This is a genomic window from Dyadobacter sp. OTU695 (genome assembly GCF_038440355.1).
Lineage (GTDB): Bacteria > Bacteroidota > Bacteroidia > Cytophagales > Spirosomataceae > Dyadobacter.
This window is the reverse complement of record NZ_JASATN010000013.1, coordinates 92738-108817: the sequence shown is the minus strand read 5'-3', so window position 1 is coordinate 108817 and position 16080 is coordinate 92738. Positions and strand designations below refer to the sequence as shown.

Genomic DNA, 16080 nt, shown 5'->3' with positions numbered 1-16080 from the left:
ACAGTCAGCAGGCGCGCGTATAACTATTTTAATAAAACAGCTTAAACTTATTTAATGCTGCCGGGAATGTCCGGCCGGGAAAGCTGTTTGCGGATCTGGCTCAGGAATACGGGCGTAATGCCCAGGTAGGACGCAATATGCCGCTGCGGCATGCGCTGTTCGAGGGTGGGATATTTGGCAATGAGTGCTTCGTACCGTTCGGCACCGGTCATTGAAATGGCGTTCAGGATGCGCTGGTCCTGTGCAATGCCGCCTTTTTGTTCAAGGATACGCCAGAAGCGTTCGAATGCGGGAATGTCCTTATAGAGCTGTTCGAGGTCGCTCTTTTCTATTTGTAATAAAACAGATGCTTCAAGCGCCACGATGTTCCGGGTGGCCGGAACTTGTAAATGAAAACTGGTGGAGTCTGAGATCCACCAGTCTTCCATTGCGAAATGCAGGGTATGGTCGTTCCCCTTCTCGTCCACATAAAATGAACGGAGAAAACCTTTGCAGACATAACTCTCATGCTGGCATACATCCCCCTGCTGGACGAGATACTGTCGGGGAAGCAGCCTGCGGACTTTCAAAAGAGAAACAAAATGGGACTGTTCGGCGGCCGTGAGCTCAATGCGGCGCAGGACATGGTCGACGATCATCCTTTGCAATGCGGGTTCTTTTTCCAATGGGTTTGCTGACCTGGTGTTGGTCGCAAATATTGAAAACTAATCTGTCCGATCCAACCGCCACACGGCGCGACCTCCGCGGCGCGACCTCCGCGGCCCGACCTGCGCGGCCCGACCTGCGCGGCGCGACCTGCGCGGCCCAAAGTCCTAGCTGAGTGTACCGCCGTCGATGGTAATCACCGAGCCTGTTGTGTAACTGTTGGCCGGGCTCGCGAGGAATGCGACGGCGTCTGCAATGTGTTCGGGACGGCCATATTCCGGAATCGCCATCATACCGCGCTGAAAATCGGAGAACTCGGAAGTCGACGGGTTCATATCCGTATCCACGGGCCCGGGTTGGATCAGGTTTACCGTGATACCTTTCGGTCCCAGATCACGCGAGAGCCCTCTTGTGAAGCCGGAAAGTGCCGACTTGCTTGCCGCGTACAAAGTGGCCTGAGGCACCGCCGCACGGTCGGCCATACAGCTGCCGATGGTAACGATACGTCCGCCCTGCTCCATTCTGCGCGAAGCCGTCAGGCACGCCTCAAATACCGATTTAACATTGACATTCATTACATAATCGTAATCCTCCGTGGTGTGTTCTTCAAATGCCTTGCCTACGTACACGCCTGCGCTGTTCACGAGGATGTCCAGCTTGCCGTAGTGCTCAATGGCCTGGCCGATCGCATCGGATACGGATCCTTCTTTTGCATTGTCGGCATGCAGGGCTGCGGCGGTGAGGCCTTTTTCGGCAAGTTCGCTCACAAGCGCTTCGGCCTGGGTTTTACTGTTAACGTATGTAAAAGTCACTTTTGCCCCTTCGGCGGCGAGCCTTCTTACAATTGCTGCCCCGATGCCCCTTGATCCTCCTGTTACAAATGCGACTTTGTCTTTCAAATTTTGCATGATGATGAATTGGTTTTGATTTCATTGCAAAACTATGCTGATACTCGTAATTTTACAGGTACTAACATATTTATCAAGTACTAACATAAATGTAAGTTATGCGAAAACAGAGCTCCACGAACCTTGAAAACGAATTGCTGATCAATGGAAATTGTGATATGGCTTACACTTTAGACCTGATCGGCGGTCGCTGGAAGCCTTCGCTCCTGTGGCGGCTGGCCCATGGCGCCATGCGGTACAGCGATCTCCGCCGCAGCCTTCCGGCCGTATCCGAACGCATCCTGATCCTGCAACTGCGCGAAATGGAAAGCGACGGTCTCATCAGCCGCAAAGTATATCCCGAAGTACCTCCGCGCGTGGAATATCAGCTCACCGATCTCGGTAAAAGCCTTGAACCTGTCATTAACATACTCACCGACTGGGGTGCCGAAAACCGGCCAGATTCTGACAAGAAACGGGCGCGCTGCGCTGTTGTAACAATTAAATAACACGCATTTTCCGCGTATAATCGTCACAAGTTCAAACCTTCGTGCGTACATCGATTTTGGCAGGCACAATTTTGACCGTATTGCCGCATCCCCGAAATACGCAACGTTATGAACAACCGTGACCCATTCTTGCACCGTTATTTCCCCTGGCTGTTGCTGGCCGGTATTTTGCTCAACATTCCCGGCCTCTGGCTCGATATCATCGAACCCGACGGCGCACTTTATGCGACCATCGCCAAGCATATTGTGCTGCATAATGACTGGGTAAACCTCTACGGCGACGGCCACGACTGGCTCGACAAGCCGCATTTTCCTTTCTGGATGGCCGCTATCAGCTACAAGGTGTTCGGTATTACAGGCTTTGCGTATAAACTGCCCGCATTCCTGTTCTGGCTGCTCAGCTTGTGCTATACCTATCTCATTGCGAGGGATTTATATAACGTTGACGTCGCAAAAATTGCCGTACTGATCTACACAGTGGCGCTGCACAGCACCCTGGCTAATTTCGACGTCCGTGCGGAGCCCTACCTCACCGCGTGCATTACGGGCGCTGCCTGGCATATGCTGCGTGTGCATGCGCGGGGGCATTGGTCGCATATCATTTGGGCGGCATTGTTTGCTGCCTGCGCTATCATGACCAAAGGTGTTTTTGTGCTCATCACCCTCGCTGGCGGCTGGGTCATTTACTGGATTATCACGAAGCAGTTTCGCGAATTCATCCAATACCGGTGGTGGCTGGTACTGGCATTGTGTTTCGTTTTCATACTGCCGGAGCTTTACAGCCTTTATGTACAGTTTGATTTGCATCCCGAGAAAGTAGTTTTCGGAAGAACTAATGTCTCGGGGCTCCGCTTCTTCTTCTGGGACAGCCAGTTCGGCAGGTTCTTCAACACGGGCCCGATTAAGGGCAGCGGCAATGTCACATTCTTCCTGCATACTACATTATGGGCCTTCCTGCCCTGGTCGGTGGGCCTTGTGGGAGCTATCGGGTACCTGCTCCGGTATGAGAAGAACCGGGACTCGATCCGCTGGGTGATTTACGGCAGCACGCTGGTAACTTTCCTATTATTTTCTTTATCCAAATTCCAGCTACCGCATTATCTGGTCATTGAGTTCCCCTATTTCTCGATCATCACGGCCTATTTCTTCACCGAGTTGGCCAGGCGGTCGAAACTGAACTACCTGGTAACGATCCAGACGGTGTTGCTCGTGATAACGCTCGTTTTCATTTCCGGCTTGCTCTACATTACCCGCATCGAAAACGGCATTGCTGCCGTAGCGGTGGCACTTGGGATCGTTTTTACGGCCAACATTATTCGTTACCGCAATCCCATGCAGCAGCTGCTTTTCAAAGGGTATGCAATGGCCGCGATGCTATATATTTTTCTGTTCCAATTCTTTTACCCTTTTCTATTACAATACCAATCGGGTATGCAGGCGGCGAGGGTTATCCCTGAAAAAGACAGCCATTTGCCCGTTGCCGCTTACGGCTCATTTTCTTATAGCTTCGAGTTCTATTCACCGGGGGAGGTTAAACTGATCAGAAACGGGGAGTACCTGGACGACTTCATTGACGCCGCGCCCTGTTACCTATACACCACGGCTGCCGTAGCCGACAGCCTGATCCGCTCCGGAGTCGACGCGGAAGTTCAGGCTTCCCCGAAGCATTTCCATGTGACACGACTGAAATACGGCTTTCTGGATGAAAAGAAGCGTAGCGCCGTCGTAGAACCTCGCTACCTGCTCTACATCCGCGACGAGCCCACCCTGTAACAGTCAACTCGGGCCGGCGAGGCTGCCCGGCTTATTTTTTGATGTACCGCAGCCCCACAGAAAGCCCGATCTGATAAGGCTGGATTTTAAAAGGATTGTCCGGGTTGCGCAGCTTCGACAGGCTGTATTCGAAATAAGGGCCGACGGTCATCACCACGTTATTGCCGGCGAAGAGCTCCTTGCCAAAACCCGCATTAACCCAAACCAAATTCTTTTTTGAGGTGAGGTCGCGGCTGAATTCCGCTCCGACGTCGCCGAAATAGTCGCGTAGAAAATACGACCGGCGTACCACATGTTTTTTCACGGCCATACCTACCAGCCGCACGGTGCTGTTCTCCTGCTGCGGAATGCCTTTGCGCACCACCTCGTAATTGCCTGAAAGGCCCGGCCCAACAACAAATTCGCTGGTAGCGATTTCGTAGCGGTACGACTGTTTGAATTGCCCATAGTTGAGCAGCAACTGAAAGCCTTTACGCTCTACGCCGGCCGAGAACTTGTAGCCAACGGTTTCCGCGGAAATTTTGGCTGGTAAAACGAAGTTCTGGTACACAACGCCATTTCCCGGTCTCACAGTCAGGATCTGGAAAGTGCGGAGGGGCGTCAGCCCGACAATAATGCCCCAGTGCTCTTTGAAGAGGTATTCATAACGCTTTTGCGGCTGCGCGGGCGTTACCAGGCTGTCGGGTTGCCAGTTGTATTGTGGAAGGGCCATTGGCCTGTGATCCAGCACCCCGATGTCTTGATCGGCCAATGTGGGCCCTTCCAGTTCCTTACTATTGTTTTGGTTGATCGAATCACTATTAGCCGACGGTCCCGCAGAGAATATTTTCTCCAATTCCGATTCCAGGAACGCCCTGTCCGTCGGCGATATGTCTTCATCCCGAATCCACACGGACCCGAATGCCGGATTCGCCTTTACCATGTCAACAATCTTTATTACGTCGGCCCGCTTAACCTTGTACGGCTTCACCGCTACACGTGTAACCCGCGCGCCGCGTATCTGCTCGCCTCGTGTGCGCACGACGTCCCCGTTATCATCGGTCGGGGCCGATTTTGGCGATGCTTCTTGCTGGGCCGGGTTCGCATTGTCGTCACCGTTTTCCAGTTTACCGACAAGCCTATCAGCGTCCTGCCGGTCTTTTTGCACCTCAGAGTCATTAGTTGCCGCCAGCGCCCTGGAAAACTCCTGCGCAACCTGCTTTACGCCGGCCGCCATTTCATTTTTCTTTTCGACGGAGAGCGATACCAGATACACCGTTGCCGTCAACGTGATCAGGAGAAGCAATGAAGCCACCAGACCCGTCTGTACTATGCTCGTTCCACCGCCCAGCCCTTTGAATATCTTTTCCCTCAGGGTCGGATCAGGCAGTCTTTCAAAATTATCGAATCGTTCCCGGAGAGCTTTACGCAACTCCTCGTCGATACGCTCGTCAGAAGATTTCATATTGCGTAATCCCTTTTTCCTGTAACCTTTTCATTAACAAATTCCTTCCTCTTAAAAATTGCGACCGGGAAGTGCTATCCGAAATAGTAAGCATTTCACCGATCTCGCCGTGGGTATAACCATCAATTAAATGCAGGTTGATAATCATCCGGTATCCGTCCGGCAACGTGTTGATCACATTCAGCAGTACATTCATGTCTATCTGAGCGATAATCTTTCCATAATCTCCCGAATCGAGCTCCCGCTGGAAATCGTCGAAGTTTGAATGCAGCTGCTGCTCCTTCGTGGTCCGGTGATAGTAATTGATAGCCGTCCGGATCACCACCGATTTCACCCAGGCATCAATCACCTCCACATTCCTTAATTCAGTAATGTTCTTAAAAACTTTAATAAACCCTTCCTGATAAATATCCTCCGCCTCCGCTTTTGTTTTCGCATAACGCAGGCAAATCCCCAATAGTCTGGATTTGTACCGTTCATAAAATGCAGTCTGCGCCCTGGTATCGCCGGCCTGGCAGGCCCGTACCAGATCGGCAAGCGAACTGTATCTCTTACTGCGGAAAAAGGTCATTCAGAGGGATTATGAAGTGTATCGTTGAAATAAACTATTTTTCGCTCATTGGCCTGCTACGCTCTCGTATGTCATATTCACAAAGTTTCCGTCCTGGTCGAAAACGAGTCGGCAACTTTCGTCGGTACCCTGCAATGTGATCCCATAGCCTGTCCCGCTGGGATCCGAAAACTTATAGCCTTCCAGTATTTTCATGGAAGTAAACACCGATGTGCTTTTCACAAAGTTCTGTATTTTTTCAGGGTATTCATCAATATTATAATAAAATGCTTCGGCCCGGTAAATGGTATTGGTCAACTTTCCCTCAGCATCGAAACTAAAATCATAATTGGTACCCGATGCAGTGGAAGCATTTACTTTATATTCTTTTTTATTTTTGTCGTTAATCGAAACCGTCGCAGAGGCAAATCTCAGTTTTTCCCGTTCCAAAAAGCTTACCGTCGGTGCAGGTAAAGTACTTAATTCACCTTTGCCAATCACATACGAAAACTTGACATAGGGCTCTAACCGGATCATATATTTCGTAGGCTTAGCCGTATCCTGCCGGATCCATGTCAGCAGATAGTCGCGGCTGTCCCAGGTATATCGGGCATAGTATATATTGCCGTCATTTATCTGAGGTACAGGCTCTTTATAACCTTCCGCCGCGCCTCCGCTTACACTTTTTTCTGGTAAAGACTGCCGCATCGAATCGGGCAGTGCGCCATACATGCGGTATACGCTCAATATCTTTTTGGTATTTAAGGCTGCGTAAAAAGAGTCCCCTTTTAATTTGTAATATACTTCATAAAGCTTATCCTTTTCTATCGCCTGAAAAGTTGCATCCGTAGCGTCCGGATAGGCATCGGACATCACCTTGATAATCGATTCCGGCAATGTTTCCGGCGGGATATCCTGTTGATCTTTATAATTACTGCATCCTTCCAGAGCGAAGATTAAAGCAATTAAAAGAAACAATTGTTGGGTAAACTTTCTTTCATTCATAGCATCAAATAAGTTGATCGCCGGGGTGCCAATTGTGTATTTAATATAATGATACTCCAAATTTGTGCTCTGCATCCCGGTATTCGACGTCCGTCATCCAGGCTGCCCGCATTGTAAAAACATAGGTTATTTTCCCTGTCTCCGATTGCTCTTCCACGACAATCCGTATACGCTCCGCGCTGGCGGCTCTCCTTGCTTCCTCAACGCCCCTGTACAGTGGCGCTGGCTCGCTGGCAACGTACCCGGTATCGGGCAGCCAGTCCTTCCCCGACAATGCCCCGGCGAGCGACCGGATACTTTCCGGTAAAGGGAATTTCATCCCCCTACGCTCGTTGTCCCATACCCATTCTCCACTTTCTTTTACGGTCCGGGGCATCAGCACGCATTTAAATTCACCAAAGGGGATTTTCCCGTAAGCGCCCGTCATCTTTGTTTCGCTGACGACGCCCTTCCCAAAATAACCACGTCCAAACTGCACGGCTACTACCGGAATTACCTCGTTCAGGTAATGGCTGTTCAGCAAGGGAGAGGCCTCCCTCACATTCACCGTCGCGATCTGCTGTTTTTCCTGGCGGGATATCTCCTCGATGCGCCAGTACCTCTCCTGCACGATCATCCTGCCCAGGAATTCTGCTTTGGTAAGCCCCTGGCCCGGTTTCGGCCCAACCTTCGTCTTTGTATCGCAGGATAGCAATGACAATGTTGCCAGCAGAAGGCCGTTTATCATGCCAACTGCGATCCAGCGATCGCGCCCGGATTTTCCATGCTTCAATACCATTCGCAAATTCATTTTAGCGGCCCTAACGGTCGGGCTTTTTCCAAATTCTTTTGTACCTGACCGTTGTACGACTATTCTTTCCATGGCTAATAGTCTGATTGTAAAAACTCCCCCGCAGGTCCACCCCACGGGCGGAACATGCAGGAAGACACGTTCTTTGGAAAAACCGCTGCACGGGACGAAAAAAAAACTTTAACCCATTCCAGGCAGTTTGAGGCCTGAGCCCTTCAATGCCTCCATCAGTTTTTCCTGGATTTCCATTTTGGTGTCCACAAAACCATGCGCGTCGAGCCAGACGTTAACCATCACTTTATAGCCATCGGGCTCGATGGACGAGATACCGATCCGTCTTGCGGGGACTTTAAGGGCACTTTGGGCATGATCGAGGACATTGTTGACAATATTTTTAACCTCCTTGAAATCGATACTGTTGGTGAATTTCAACTCTACGTCGAGCCGCCTGTTGCCGGAGCCGCTGACGTTTATAATCACTTCATTTGAGAGCTTGCTATTGGGAATCACCACCTTCCGGTTATCGTATGTTTTCACCACGGTGTAAAATATCTTGATAGCCTCGACAGTCCCCTCCTGCCCTTGCGCGACAATGTTGTCACCAACATGAAACGGCTTGAGGATAAGTATCAGCACACCGCTTGTGAAATTCTGCAGGGTCCCGGACAATGCCAAACCAGCCGCAACGCCGATTGCACCGATCAGAGCGGCAAAAACCGTCATCTGAATGCCTATAATTTGCATGACGGAGATTATGAGCAACACCCGTAACGTGGTTACGGCCAAGCTCAGAAGGAAGGGTGCCAGCGACGGATCGATGTCGCGCTTGTGCATGTGTGTGGTAAGCCAGCGCGACATCAGACGGATAAGCCAGAAGCCCGCGATCAGCACGGCTATGCCTACAAGAACAGATGGACCGGTTTCCAATATCCACGCGTAAACTTTATTATAAAATTGCTGAATTTTCATGATTTGAGTGTATTGAATTAAATATCCGCCTCGCGAAAAAAATCCGTTCCATCGGCTGTTGGTATATTTTTTGATCGTCCTCTCGCAATTAGTTAAGGAAAAAAAAACCAACAGACATGGAAATCCATCATCAACAACAAGCCAGATCGAACGGAACTATCATCGGCAAGTCAAGGCTTGGGCACGCCAGGGTGGGCCGGTATATCGTTTACGTGATCATGGCGGCAATCGCTGTGGGTATCAGCATTTACTTTTATGCACCGAAGCCGGTCGACAAGGCAGCGAACAAGAATATGTCGCTCTTTCTTCAAAATAAGATCAGCGATATCGATCTGAAACTTAAAAACGGCGATAGCGACACGGACCTGGCCACGCGGCTTTCGTGGCACAAATCCAACGCCGCGCTGTACGACGAAGCAAAAGCCAACACCGACAAGAACATCGGGGAGCAAACGGAAACGATGAAAAAGAAAATGATGCAAGTCCAGCAACGCGACTTCCCCCAGTTACGCACAGCTTATGTCGAATCCAAAAGGGAGGCGCTCAATGAGCAGCATGTAACCATCGGCCTGGCCGGCGATCACCAGGAAGTGCTGACGTTCGAAGGCAAAATGTTCGAGCCCAAGCAGGTTCAGGAAGATTTCATGAAGAACATTTACGGGATTGTAAACGACCTGCGGTTCAAAAAAGTCGTCTACAAATGGTCGGACGCGCCGGACGGACGGCACAACTATGAGATCAGGTCCAAAAGCGATACGGAGATTTGATCATGGTGATACGGAATCGTGTCGCCGGGGTTACCGACCGTGGATCAGAGACCATAGCGAAGAATGGCCCACGGTCGGCTATGTAGCCTTTGCAGTTGCGCCGAACTCATTCCTGTAAATCCTGACAAGCAGCAGCAGGTAGCTGATCAGCAGCGGCCCGAAAATGAATCCCCAGAATCCGAAAAGTTTCAACCCGGCGATCAGGCCGAGAATGGTGATCACCGGATGCACATCCCCGACTTTCTGCAAAAAGCTGATACGTGCCACGTAATCGATGTTTCCGATGATAGTTACGCTGTATGCTGCCAATCCGATCGCTTTTCCGCTCTCCCCTTTTGAAAACAGGAATATCACAAGTGGAAGCCAGATCATCGCCGTGCCGATCACTGGAAAGAATGCGCATAGTCCAGTGATCAGTCCGAGCAACACAAAATCCTCGATCCCGACAATCCAGTAACCCAGCAATGCTACCAGCCCCTGGATCAGCGAGATAAGCGGAATTCCCAATGCATTGGCGCGTACCATTCCGCAGGTTTCGTCCGCCAGCGATTGTATATTCTTGTGTTTAAGGGGAATATAATGTTCCAGGGTATCTTCCATAAGCCTGCCGTTTTTGAACATAAAAAAAGCCAGGAAAAGGATCATCAGCAGGTTACCGAGCATGGTGGCCGAGCTGTTGAGTATACCGGGGATAAAACTTGTCGCTTTTTTGCGGATATCCGTCGTCGCCTCCTTCGTGAGCAAATCCTGACCGGTCCATTCGCGAAGTTGGGCAGAAATCGCATCGATTGCGTTATTTACCTGTTCGGGATTCTCTACGATCATGTTAATCTTTTGAAAAATCATCTGGATAGCGAAATATACCGGCGCTACGATACAGGCCATGAACAATACCATAAAAAGGATCGCGGTGAGGCCTTTCTTCCACTTTCGCTGCTCGGTGAGATAAAAGTAGTATCTCCGGCAAAGGATATAGAGCGTAAGCGCGCCCAGGAAACCGGGGAAGAAAATATAAAGCTGCTTGAAAACGATTATTGCCAATGCAGTGACAATCAGCAAAAACGCTATCTGTCGGATCCTGTTGTTAAAGTCTGAGACCATGAATATTTGATTTTAATCAATATACGCAGTGCAATTATTGTACCAGCGGCTACGGTAAAGGGCAAAAGAAAAGCGCAGAACGGACTGTCCTGCGCTTTTCGGTATGTGGGGATAGCTACGCCGCCGATTGATCATCCAGCTCTGCATCCGGCGCATTTTTCTTAACGGATTCGATCCCGTTGTCGCGGCTTGCAACGCTTTCATACATTTCGCTGCTTCCGATCGCCTGACCGTTGGTGGCCTTCAAAAGGAAATAGTACTTGTCATTTTTGGAAGTAAGGCGCTCGAAGCGTGCGTCATCCTGCGAGTTTTTCTTGACCGACTCAACACCATTCTCGCAAGCAGCTTTTGTAGTATAACCTTCGCTGGCGAGGATTACCTGACCGTTGCCGGCTTTCAGGTTAAATTGAAATTCTCCGTTGGCCCTTTTTGTTATTACAAATTTTCCCATGTTTTGAAAAGATTGGATTAGGCTTTTAAAGTACGATTATCTTTTCTCAATGCAATACTATACGTTATTGAAAAAACGCTATACGTTCCTGATACCCGCCCGGATGCGGCGCGCGACCTTCCCCCGATAGGGCGCGCTAACAGGCAGAATATGCGTGCCGATCTCGATCATTTGTTCGTTGAACGCCGTTATTTTGCTGATAGCCACGATCAATGAGCGGTGTATTCGCATGAATCCCTTTCCCGCAAGCCGTTCCTCGATCGCTGCCAGTCCCTGATAAATAATAATTTCCCTCTCAGTCGTTTTAATCTTCGCGTAGTTCTTTACACCTTCAATATACAGCACCTCCTGAAGAAAGACTTTCACCACTGATTTCCCCGAAAACAGGTATACGAAAGGTCCCGGGTCCGGCATTACCTTACCGGGCTTCGACCGGAAACTACGCTTTACTACCGGTGGTATCGCGGCGTAACAGCGGTCTATACTTTCGAGGAAATCTTCAAAAGCGATCGGCTTCACCAGGCAGCCCATAATGTAGTCATCCTCGCCCGGCACCCACCGTCTCTTTTTGTTCGACAGAAAAACGACCCTCGGCCGGCAAGGTAACATCCGCAGAAATGCATCGCCGGTAACTTTGGGAAGCATAACATCCAGGAAAAGGAGATCGATCTTGTTCTGCTGAAGGTACATAAGCGCGTCGATCGCGTGGTAGAATGTCCCTACGTGTTCGAGCCAATCCAGTTCGCTGATATAAGATTCGAGAACGCTCGCCGTGTACGGTTCATCGTCGATGATCAAACATTTGATTCTGCTCATAGAAGTAATCCGGTGAAATGACTATAATACAAAGACTAACCCATAGGGGCAGGATATGCCGAACAATAGGCTGTCCCGGCAGATTGACCGGTTAAGTAATGAGAAGAAACGAATTGAGCAGGATGGCGTCCAATTTCCAAATAATTCGGGAAAACTCCAACGCCATCCTTCGGGTGTATATCAAATTAGATCAGATACTTTTCAGGTACATCCGCAATGCCCGCATTTCCGTATCCGAAAACGCGGCGGTCATTTGCCAGGGCATCGGCGCTTTCAGCTCAGTCCCGTCGGGCCGTTTGCCGGTTCTGAGGGTCTGGAAAAACTGCTCGTCGGTCCATCCGGCGCTTTGGCCGGTAGACGAAATATCGGGTGTACCGCCTTCGCCCGGCGTGCCTTTCATGTCCGGCTTGTGGCAACCCGTGCATATCTGCGAGACGTATTTACCGAAATCGGCCGTGACGCCTTCCCGGATCGCCATCGGAAGTGCCGCATTGTGATCGATCTTTTCGGCTTCAAACAGTTCCAGTTCGCCGAGATCGGCCAGGATCGTGGCGCCAACGCCTATTTCGCTCGGCGGGTTCTGACGATCGACCGGCGGCACTTGCGCGCAATAGGCGATCACCGCTTTCAAATCGGCTTCACTCAGCTTATTGAAACCAGCCGATGGCATGTAAATGAGTGGCGTGCCGTCTCGCTGCAGGCCATGACGGATCGCCCTTACCCAATCGTCGGTATCGAAATCCTGAGGCAGGCCTCCTTTTCCTTTGGTGAGGTTCCTCGCTACCAGCCGGCCTACTCCTTTTTGTTCAAAAAGTACCCGGCCACCCAGGTCGCTGCCGTGGCAGTCGTTGCAACCTTTGGTGGTCACGAGACGTTTGCCACGGGCAACCGTAGCGGAGTCGGTCGGAATGTCGAGCCGGATGGGTTTTACAGCATAAACTTTGCTCTTGCGGCTCCCTACCGTAATGTAGGCTTTGGTATAATAACCGATGGCAAGCAGTGTGATGACCAGCAGCGTGCGGCCGGTCCATTTCAGGATTTTCTTTAACATGGCTTTTGACAATAACAGTTTGGAAAAACTGCCGGCGGCAGGCCGACGTTGCAAAAATGTTCTGTCGGCCAGCCATTTCCATCGTCAAATGCCTCGAAGCGTCATAATGCCTGCATGAATTGTCAAATGCTACTTACCAAGCCACTTTTTAAAATCCATCGCCTTTTCGCGACTGATGATGACCTCGCTTTCAGGCGCGGGCGTAAGGGCAAGTTTGATCTTGTTGTTGAAATACGGGTTGATCTGCTGGACGCAATGCACGCTGATGATAAACTGGCGGTTGGCCCGGAAAAAGCAATCCGGATCAAGCATTTTTTCGAGCTCGTCGAGGGTATAATCGATCGGGTATTTCTGGTTGTTTTTTGACTTGAAAAGACTTGTTCCTTCCTCCGAGTAAAAGTAAGCGATGTCGGTCACTTCCACGGGCACCCATTGCTGCAAATGCTTCACCAGAAAGCGTTTGCGATATTCCAACGGCTGCATTTGTTGACGCAGCTGCTTGACCAGCGAATCGATCGCATCGCGGTCGACGTTGGCGGCGTGTTTCTCTGAGTCGCTCCCCGCACCTTTGGTGAGCCGGTTATACTTTGCCAGACTCGCTTCCAGCTCCTGGCGTTTGATCGGTTTCAGGAGGTAATCGATACTATTGACTTTAAATGCGCGGAGCGCGTATTCATCATAGGACGTCGTGAATATCACAGGCGACTCTACTTTCACCTGGTCGAAGATCTCGAAGCTCTGTCCGTCGGCAAGCTCGATGTCCATCAGAATCAGATCTGGCGCCTCATTATCTTTCAGAAAATCCACCGATTCCTGCACACTTGCCGCTTTACCTACAATTTCTATTTCACTGTCAATTTCAGTCAGTAGTTTGGAGAGTTTTCTCACCGCCAGATCCTCGTCTTCAATCAATAATACCTTCATAAATCGGTTTTGTTATTCATGTTTAAGGTCGAAAATTTAAGTCAAGATAACCAGTTCCCGAAACCCGCGGGAAACGGAAACACACAAACGTCCTATGAAACGGTATTTACCAGCCATGAAACGTCACCGGCCCGGTTGGACCGGGAAAATAACGGGCTGAAAAGGACATTTCAGGCCATTGCAAACCTAATCCAAAACCAACAGCGGCAGACTGACGGAGAAGCTCTGCGGATTTTCATCGATATTGATCTCTCCATGGCCCAGCAGGTTGTATTTGGTAGCAATATTGGCCAGACCGATGCGACTGGACGGGATTATTACTGAACGCTTTTGCAGGTTATTCGATACCACAAGCCGCCCCTCGAGCGTCGTATTAATGCGAATGTAAAGCGGTTGCTGCGGCATGATCACATTATGCTTCACGACGTTTTCCATCAGCAACTGCAGTGTGAGCGGCGGAAGCATATGGGAGCGGTAAGCGGGGTCAATTTCTTCTTCCAGCCGTAAATTGCTTCCGTAACGCGTGCTGAGCAGGTGAAAATAGGAGCTCGCAAAATTCAGTTCGGATTCCAACGTGGTGAGTTCCGACTCGTTGCTCCGTAGGAGGTACCGGTACACATTACTCATTTCATCGATAAACTGCGTAGCAAGCACAGTGTCCTCTTCGATCAGGGATGAGAGTGAATTGAGGCAGTTGAAGAGAAAATGCGGATTGATCTGCTGTTTCAAACTCTCAAACTGGCTTTGCAGATTGGCTTTCCGCAGCTTCTCCGTTTCAAGCAGTTTATGTTGCCAGAGCTCGAATGCGTACACGCCCTCGTGTATGCACGTGACCACGACGTTCATCAGCGCACCCAACGCGAGCGCCCATTCGTAGCTCGTGTGGTCGTAGACATAACCCGGAAAACGGGCCGCCTCATAGCCGAAAAACAACCCGCTGATGATCGCCATATTAAATACGATATGCGCCGGAATCATTAGCAGCATCCTTTTGGGCGTTTCTTTGAAGTGTGAGAACTGCTTCCTGAACCAGAAGCCAAGCCGCGCATGGATAAATTGGTAAGCAAGGCTAAAAACGATAGCCGACACCACCGTCGCTTTTGCAAATACTGAAATGTCCGAGAAATAAATATTACCTACCAGCAGGTAGTTCATCAGCACGATGTATGCCGGCAACATGGTCAGGGCGATCCAGATGTCCTGTTTGGTATAAGTGACCAGCAGCTTCACGTCGTTTCGAATTGGTTACGGGGTGTTCCTACTGGTATCCGGACGGTGAAAGTGTTCCCGTCGTCAAAAAGCATTGGCTCATCCATGTTCAGATCGCGAAACCGCGTTATCAGCGATTCGAGGCCTTCCCGCCCCGTGTGCTTGGGCTGGATCGTATTGCTAACTTCCAACCGGCCGTCCCTCGTCACAATCGACAGTTTCAGCGGCTTTTGTTTCATTACTACGTTGTTCCGTATCGCATGGTCGACAAGCGTTTGCAGGGTAAGTACCGGCACCATGCAATGGGCGCAACTGTGGTCGATATCCACCTCCGCTTCAATCGCAGAGCCGTACCGGGCGCTGGTCAGGAAGAGATAGGAACTGATAAACCCGCTTTCGTTTTTGAGCGATGCCAACCCATTCTCGCTGGTATGGAGCAGATAACGGTAAACGCTGGAAAGTTCATCCAGAAATACCCCCGCCTGTGCGCTGTCTTCTTCCACGAGGGCGGAAAGAGAGTTGAGACTATTAAACAGAAAATGCGGATTAACCTGATTTTTGAGATTATCGAACTGATTTTGCAGGGCCTTTTTCTTAATCGCTTCCTCTTCCTGTAAAGCTATTCCGTATTGGTTCAGCGAGTAGATCAGCTCATAAATGGCGCCAACGCAGAAAAGCGTCACCACGCAGACGGTAATGTAAATACTGTACTCCTTCAATGTGAACAGCTCCCAACCCCAGTGAGCGGCATACATGAGCAAGATAAAAATAACCTGGCCCAGCACCTCAATTACCACGTATCCCGAGAACGTCCCGACGATCCGCATCCGGGTTTGCGACATATCGGGATACCGTGCACGCCACTTCTCGCTCCACAGCGCCATAAGCTGCCAGGTAACGAGCGTGCAACCCAGCCACGCCAATGTGATGGTGGAGCTTTTCCAGTTACTTTCCGTGAATTTCTGTACAAGAAAAAGGTTCAGCAGCAATACCCAGACGAGAATCACAAGCGGGCGGAACCATCTCCATTGCGAAGGATTTTTCAATTGATACCGGTAGATTAGGGTTCAGAACGGGATTTACATTCCAAACATAAAACTAAATCTACCGGACCGATTTGTCAAACTAATTATTAGAGATTTTACTTGTCGAAAAAGTCTAGTTTTTTACAGGTAAAATCAAATAATTG

17 protein-coding genes are annotated in these 16080 nt (G+C 50.0%); 3 read left to right on the top strand and 14 right to left on the bottom strand.

Annotation, left to right across the window (positions count from 1 at the left end; genetic code table 11):
* Positions 1 to 47: 47 nt before the first annotated feature.
* Positions 48 to 665, bottom strand: a complete 618-nt coding sequence (locus AAHB90_RS22265; protein ID WP_342087445.1) for a Crp/Fnr family transcriptional regulator — start codon at positions 663 to 665, stop codon at positions 48 to 50.
* Between the two features lie 147 nt (positions 666 to 812).
* On the bottom strand, positions 813 to 1553 hold the full coding sequence (locus tag AAHB90_RS22260) for an SDR family NAD(P)-dependent oxidoreductase (protein ID WP_342087444.1): 741 nt from the start codon (positions 1551 to 1553) through the stop codon (positions 813 to 815).
* Between the two features lie 98 nt (positions 1554 to 1651).
* On the opposite strand from AAHB90_RS22260, the gene AAHB90_RS22255 reads away from it, so the two are divergent.
* Positions 1652 to 2041, top strand: a complete 390-nt coding sequence (locus AAHB90_RS22255) for a winged helix-turn-helix transcriptional regulator (RefSeq protein WP_342087443.1) — start codon at positions 1652 to 1654, stop codon at positions 2039 to 2041.
* A 108-nt stretch (positions 2042 to 2149) separates the two neighbouring features.
* Positions 2150 to 3814, top strand: coding sequence for an ArnT family glycosyltransferase (locus AAHB90_RS22250; RefSeq protein WP_342087442.1), 1665 nt, complete (start codon positions 2150 to 2152; stop codon positions 3812 to 3814).
* 31 nt (positions 3815 to 3845) lie between these two features.
* Here the strand turns inward: AAHB90_RS22250 and AAHB90_RS22245 are convergent, their stop codons facing one another.
* From AAHB90_RS22245 to AAHB90_RS22225, 5 genes are all read right to left on the bottom strand, one after another.
* Positions 3846 to 5258 carry a hypothetical protein gene (locus AAHB90_RS22245; RefSeq protein WP_342087440.1) on the bottom strand — a complete coding sequence of 471 codons (1413 nt, stop codon included), beginning with the start codon at positions 5256 to 5258 and terminating at the stop codon, positions 3846 to 3848.
* On the bottom strand, positions 5245 to 5829 hold the full coding sequence (locus AAHB90_RS22240; RefSeq protein WP_342087439.1) for an RNA polymerase sigma factor: 585 nt from the start codon (positions 5827 to 5829) through the stop codon (positions 5245 to 5247). The genes AAHB90_RS22245 and AAHB90_RS22240 overlap by 14 nt, the downstream gene beginning before the upstream one ends.
* A 45-nt stretch (positions 5830 to 5874) precedes the next feature.
* Complete coding sequence (locus tag AAHB90_RS22235; protein ID WP_342087438.1) at positions 5875 to 6813, bottom strand: PepSY-like domain-containing protein; 939 nt, start codon at positions 6811 to 6813, stop codon at positions 5875 to 5877.
* 40 nt (positions 6814 to 6853) lie between these two features.
* A complete protein-coding gene (locus AAHB90_RS22230) occupies positions 6854 to 7675 on the bottom strand; it encodes a hypothetical protein (RefSeq protein WP_342087437.1) in 822 nt (273 codons plus the stop codon).
* 108 nt (positions 7676 to 7783) lie between these two features.
* Complete coding sequence (locus AAHB90_RS22225; protein ID WP_342087435.1) at positions 7784 to 8572, bottom strand: mechanosensitive ion channel family protein; 789 nt, start codon at positions 8570 to 8572, stop codon at positions 7784 to 7786.
* Between the two features lie 116 nt (positions 8573 to 8688).
* Here AAHB90_RS22225 and AAHB90_RS22220 point away from each other — a divergent pair, with 116 nt between their 5' ends.
* Complete coding sequence (locus tag AAHB90_RS22220) at positions 8689 to 9339, top strand: hypothetical protein (RefSeq protein ID WP_342087434.1); 651 nt, start codon at positions 8689 to 8691, stop codon at positions 9337 to 9339.
* Between the two features lie 78 nt (positions 9340 to 9417).
* Here AAHB90_RS22220 and AAHB90_RS22215 read toward each other — a convergent pair whose 3' ends face one another.
* The 7 genes from AAHB90_RS22215 to AAHB90_RS22185 form a co-directional block, all read right to left on the bottom strand.
* Positions 9418 to 10440, bottom strand: coding sequence for an AI-2E family transporter (locus AAHB90_RS22215; protein ID WP_342087433.1), 1023 nt, complete (start codon positions 10438 to 10440; stop codon positions 9418 to 9420).
* 115 nt (positions 10441 to 10555) lie between these two features.
* Complete coding sequence (locus tag AAHB90_RS22210) at positions 10556 to 10891, bottom strand: YegP family protein (protein WP_342087431.1); 336 nt, start codon at positions 10889 to 10891, stop codon at positions 10556 to 10558.
* Between the two features lie 78 nt (positions 10892 to 10969).
* Entirely contained in the window at positions 10970 to 11707 is a 738-nt protein-coding gene (locus AAHB90_RS22205; RefSeq protein WP_342087430.1) for a LytR/AlgR family response regulator transcription factor, read from the bottom strand.
* 190 nt (positions 11708 to 11897) lie between these two features.
* Complete coding sequence (locus AAHB90_RS22200; protein WP_342087429.1) at positions 11898 to 12758, bottom strand: c-type cytochrome; 861 nt, start codon at positions 12756 to 12758, stop codon at positions 11898 to 11900.
* A gap of 129 nt (positions 12759 to 12887) precedes the next feature.
* A complete protein-coding gene (locus AAHB90_RS22195; protein WP_342087428.1) occupies positions 12888 to 13682 on the bottom strand; it encodes a LytR/AlgR family response regulator transcription factor in 795 nt (264 codons plus the stop codon).
* Between the two features lie 186 nt (positions 13683 to 13868).
* Complete coding sequence (locus AAHB90_RS22190; RefSeq protein WP_342087426.1) at positions 13869 to 14912, bottom strand: sensor histidine kinase; 1044 nt, start codon at positions 14910 to 14912, stop codon at positions 13869 to 13871.
* Positions 14909 to 15937, bottom strand: a complete 1029-nt coding sequence (locus tag AAHB90_RS22185) for a sensor histidine kinase (RefSeq protein ID WP_342087425.1) — start codon at positions 15935 to 15937, stop codon at positions 14909 to 14911. The genes AAHB90_RS22190 and AAHB90_RS22185 overlap by 4 nt, the downstream gene beginning before the upstream one ends.
* Between the last annotated feature and the right edge of the window lie 143 nt (positions 15938 to 16080).

Excerpts from the sequence above, each read along its gene's own strand:
- AAHB90_RS22260 (WP_342087444.1), bottom strand. The coding sequence starts at position 1,553 with ATGCAAAATTTGAAAGACAAAGTCGCATTTGTAACAGGAGGATCAAGG.
- AAHB90_RS22255 (WP_342087443.1), top strand. The coding sequence starts at position 1,652 with ATGCGAAAACAGAGCTCCACGAACCTTGAAAACGAATTGCTGATCAAT.
- AAHB90_RS22250 (WP_342087442.1), top strand. The coding sequence starts at position 2,150 with ATGAACAACCGTGACCCATTCTTGCACCGTTATTTCCCCTGGCTGTTG.
- AAHB90_RS22245 (WP_342087440.1), bottom strand. The coding sequence starts at position 5,258 with ATGAAATCTTCTGACGAGCGTATCGACGAGGAGTTGCGTAAAGCTCTC.
- AAHB90_RS22240 (WP_342087439.1), bottom strand. The coding sequence starts at position 5,829 with ATGACCTTTTTCCGCAGTAAGAGATACAGTTCGCTTGCCGATCTGGTA.
- AAHB90_RS22235 (WP_342087438.1), bottom strand. The coding sequence starts at position 6,813 with ATGAATGAAAGAAAGTTTACCCAACAATTGTTTCTTTTAATTGCTTTA.
- AAHB90_RS22230 (WP_342087437.1), bottom strand. The coding sequence starts at position 7,675 with ATGGAAAGAATAGTCGTACAACGGTCAGGTACAAAAGAATTTGGAAAA.
- AAHB90_RS22225 (WP_342087435.1), bottom strand. The coding sequence starts at position 8,572 with ATGAAAATTCAGCAATTTTATAATAAAGTTTACGCGTGGATATTGGAA.
- AAHB90_RS22220 (WP_342087434.1), top strand. The coding sequence starts at position 8,689 with ATGGAAATCCATCATCAACAACAAGCCAGATCGAACGGAACTATCATC.
- AAHB90_RS22215 (WP_342087433.1), bottom strand. The coding sequence starts at position 10,440 with ATGGTCTCAGACTTTAACAACAGGATCCGACAGATAGCGTTTTTGCTG.
- AAHB90_RS22210 (WP_342087431.1), bottom strand. The coding sequence starts at position 10,891 with ATGGGAAAATTTGTAATAACAAAAAGGGCCAACGGAGAATTTCAATTT.
- AAHB90_RS22205 (WP_342087430.1), bottom strand. The coding sequence starts at position 11,707 with ATGAGCAGAATCAAATGTTTGATCATCGACGATGAACCGTACACGGCG.
- AAHB90_RS22200 (WP_342087429.1), bottom strand. The coding sequence starts at position 12,758 with ATGTTAAAGAAAATCCTGAAATGGACCGGCCGCACGCTGCTGGTCATC.
- AAHB90_RS22195 (WP_342087428.1), bottom strand. The coding sequence starts at position 13,682 with ATGAAGGTATTATTGATTGAAGACGAGGATCTGGCGGTGAGAAAACTC.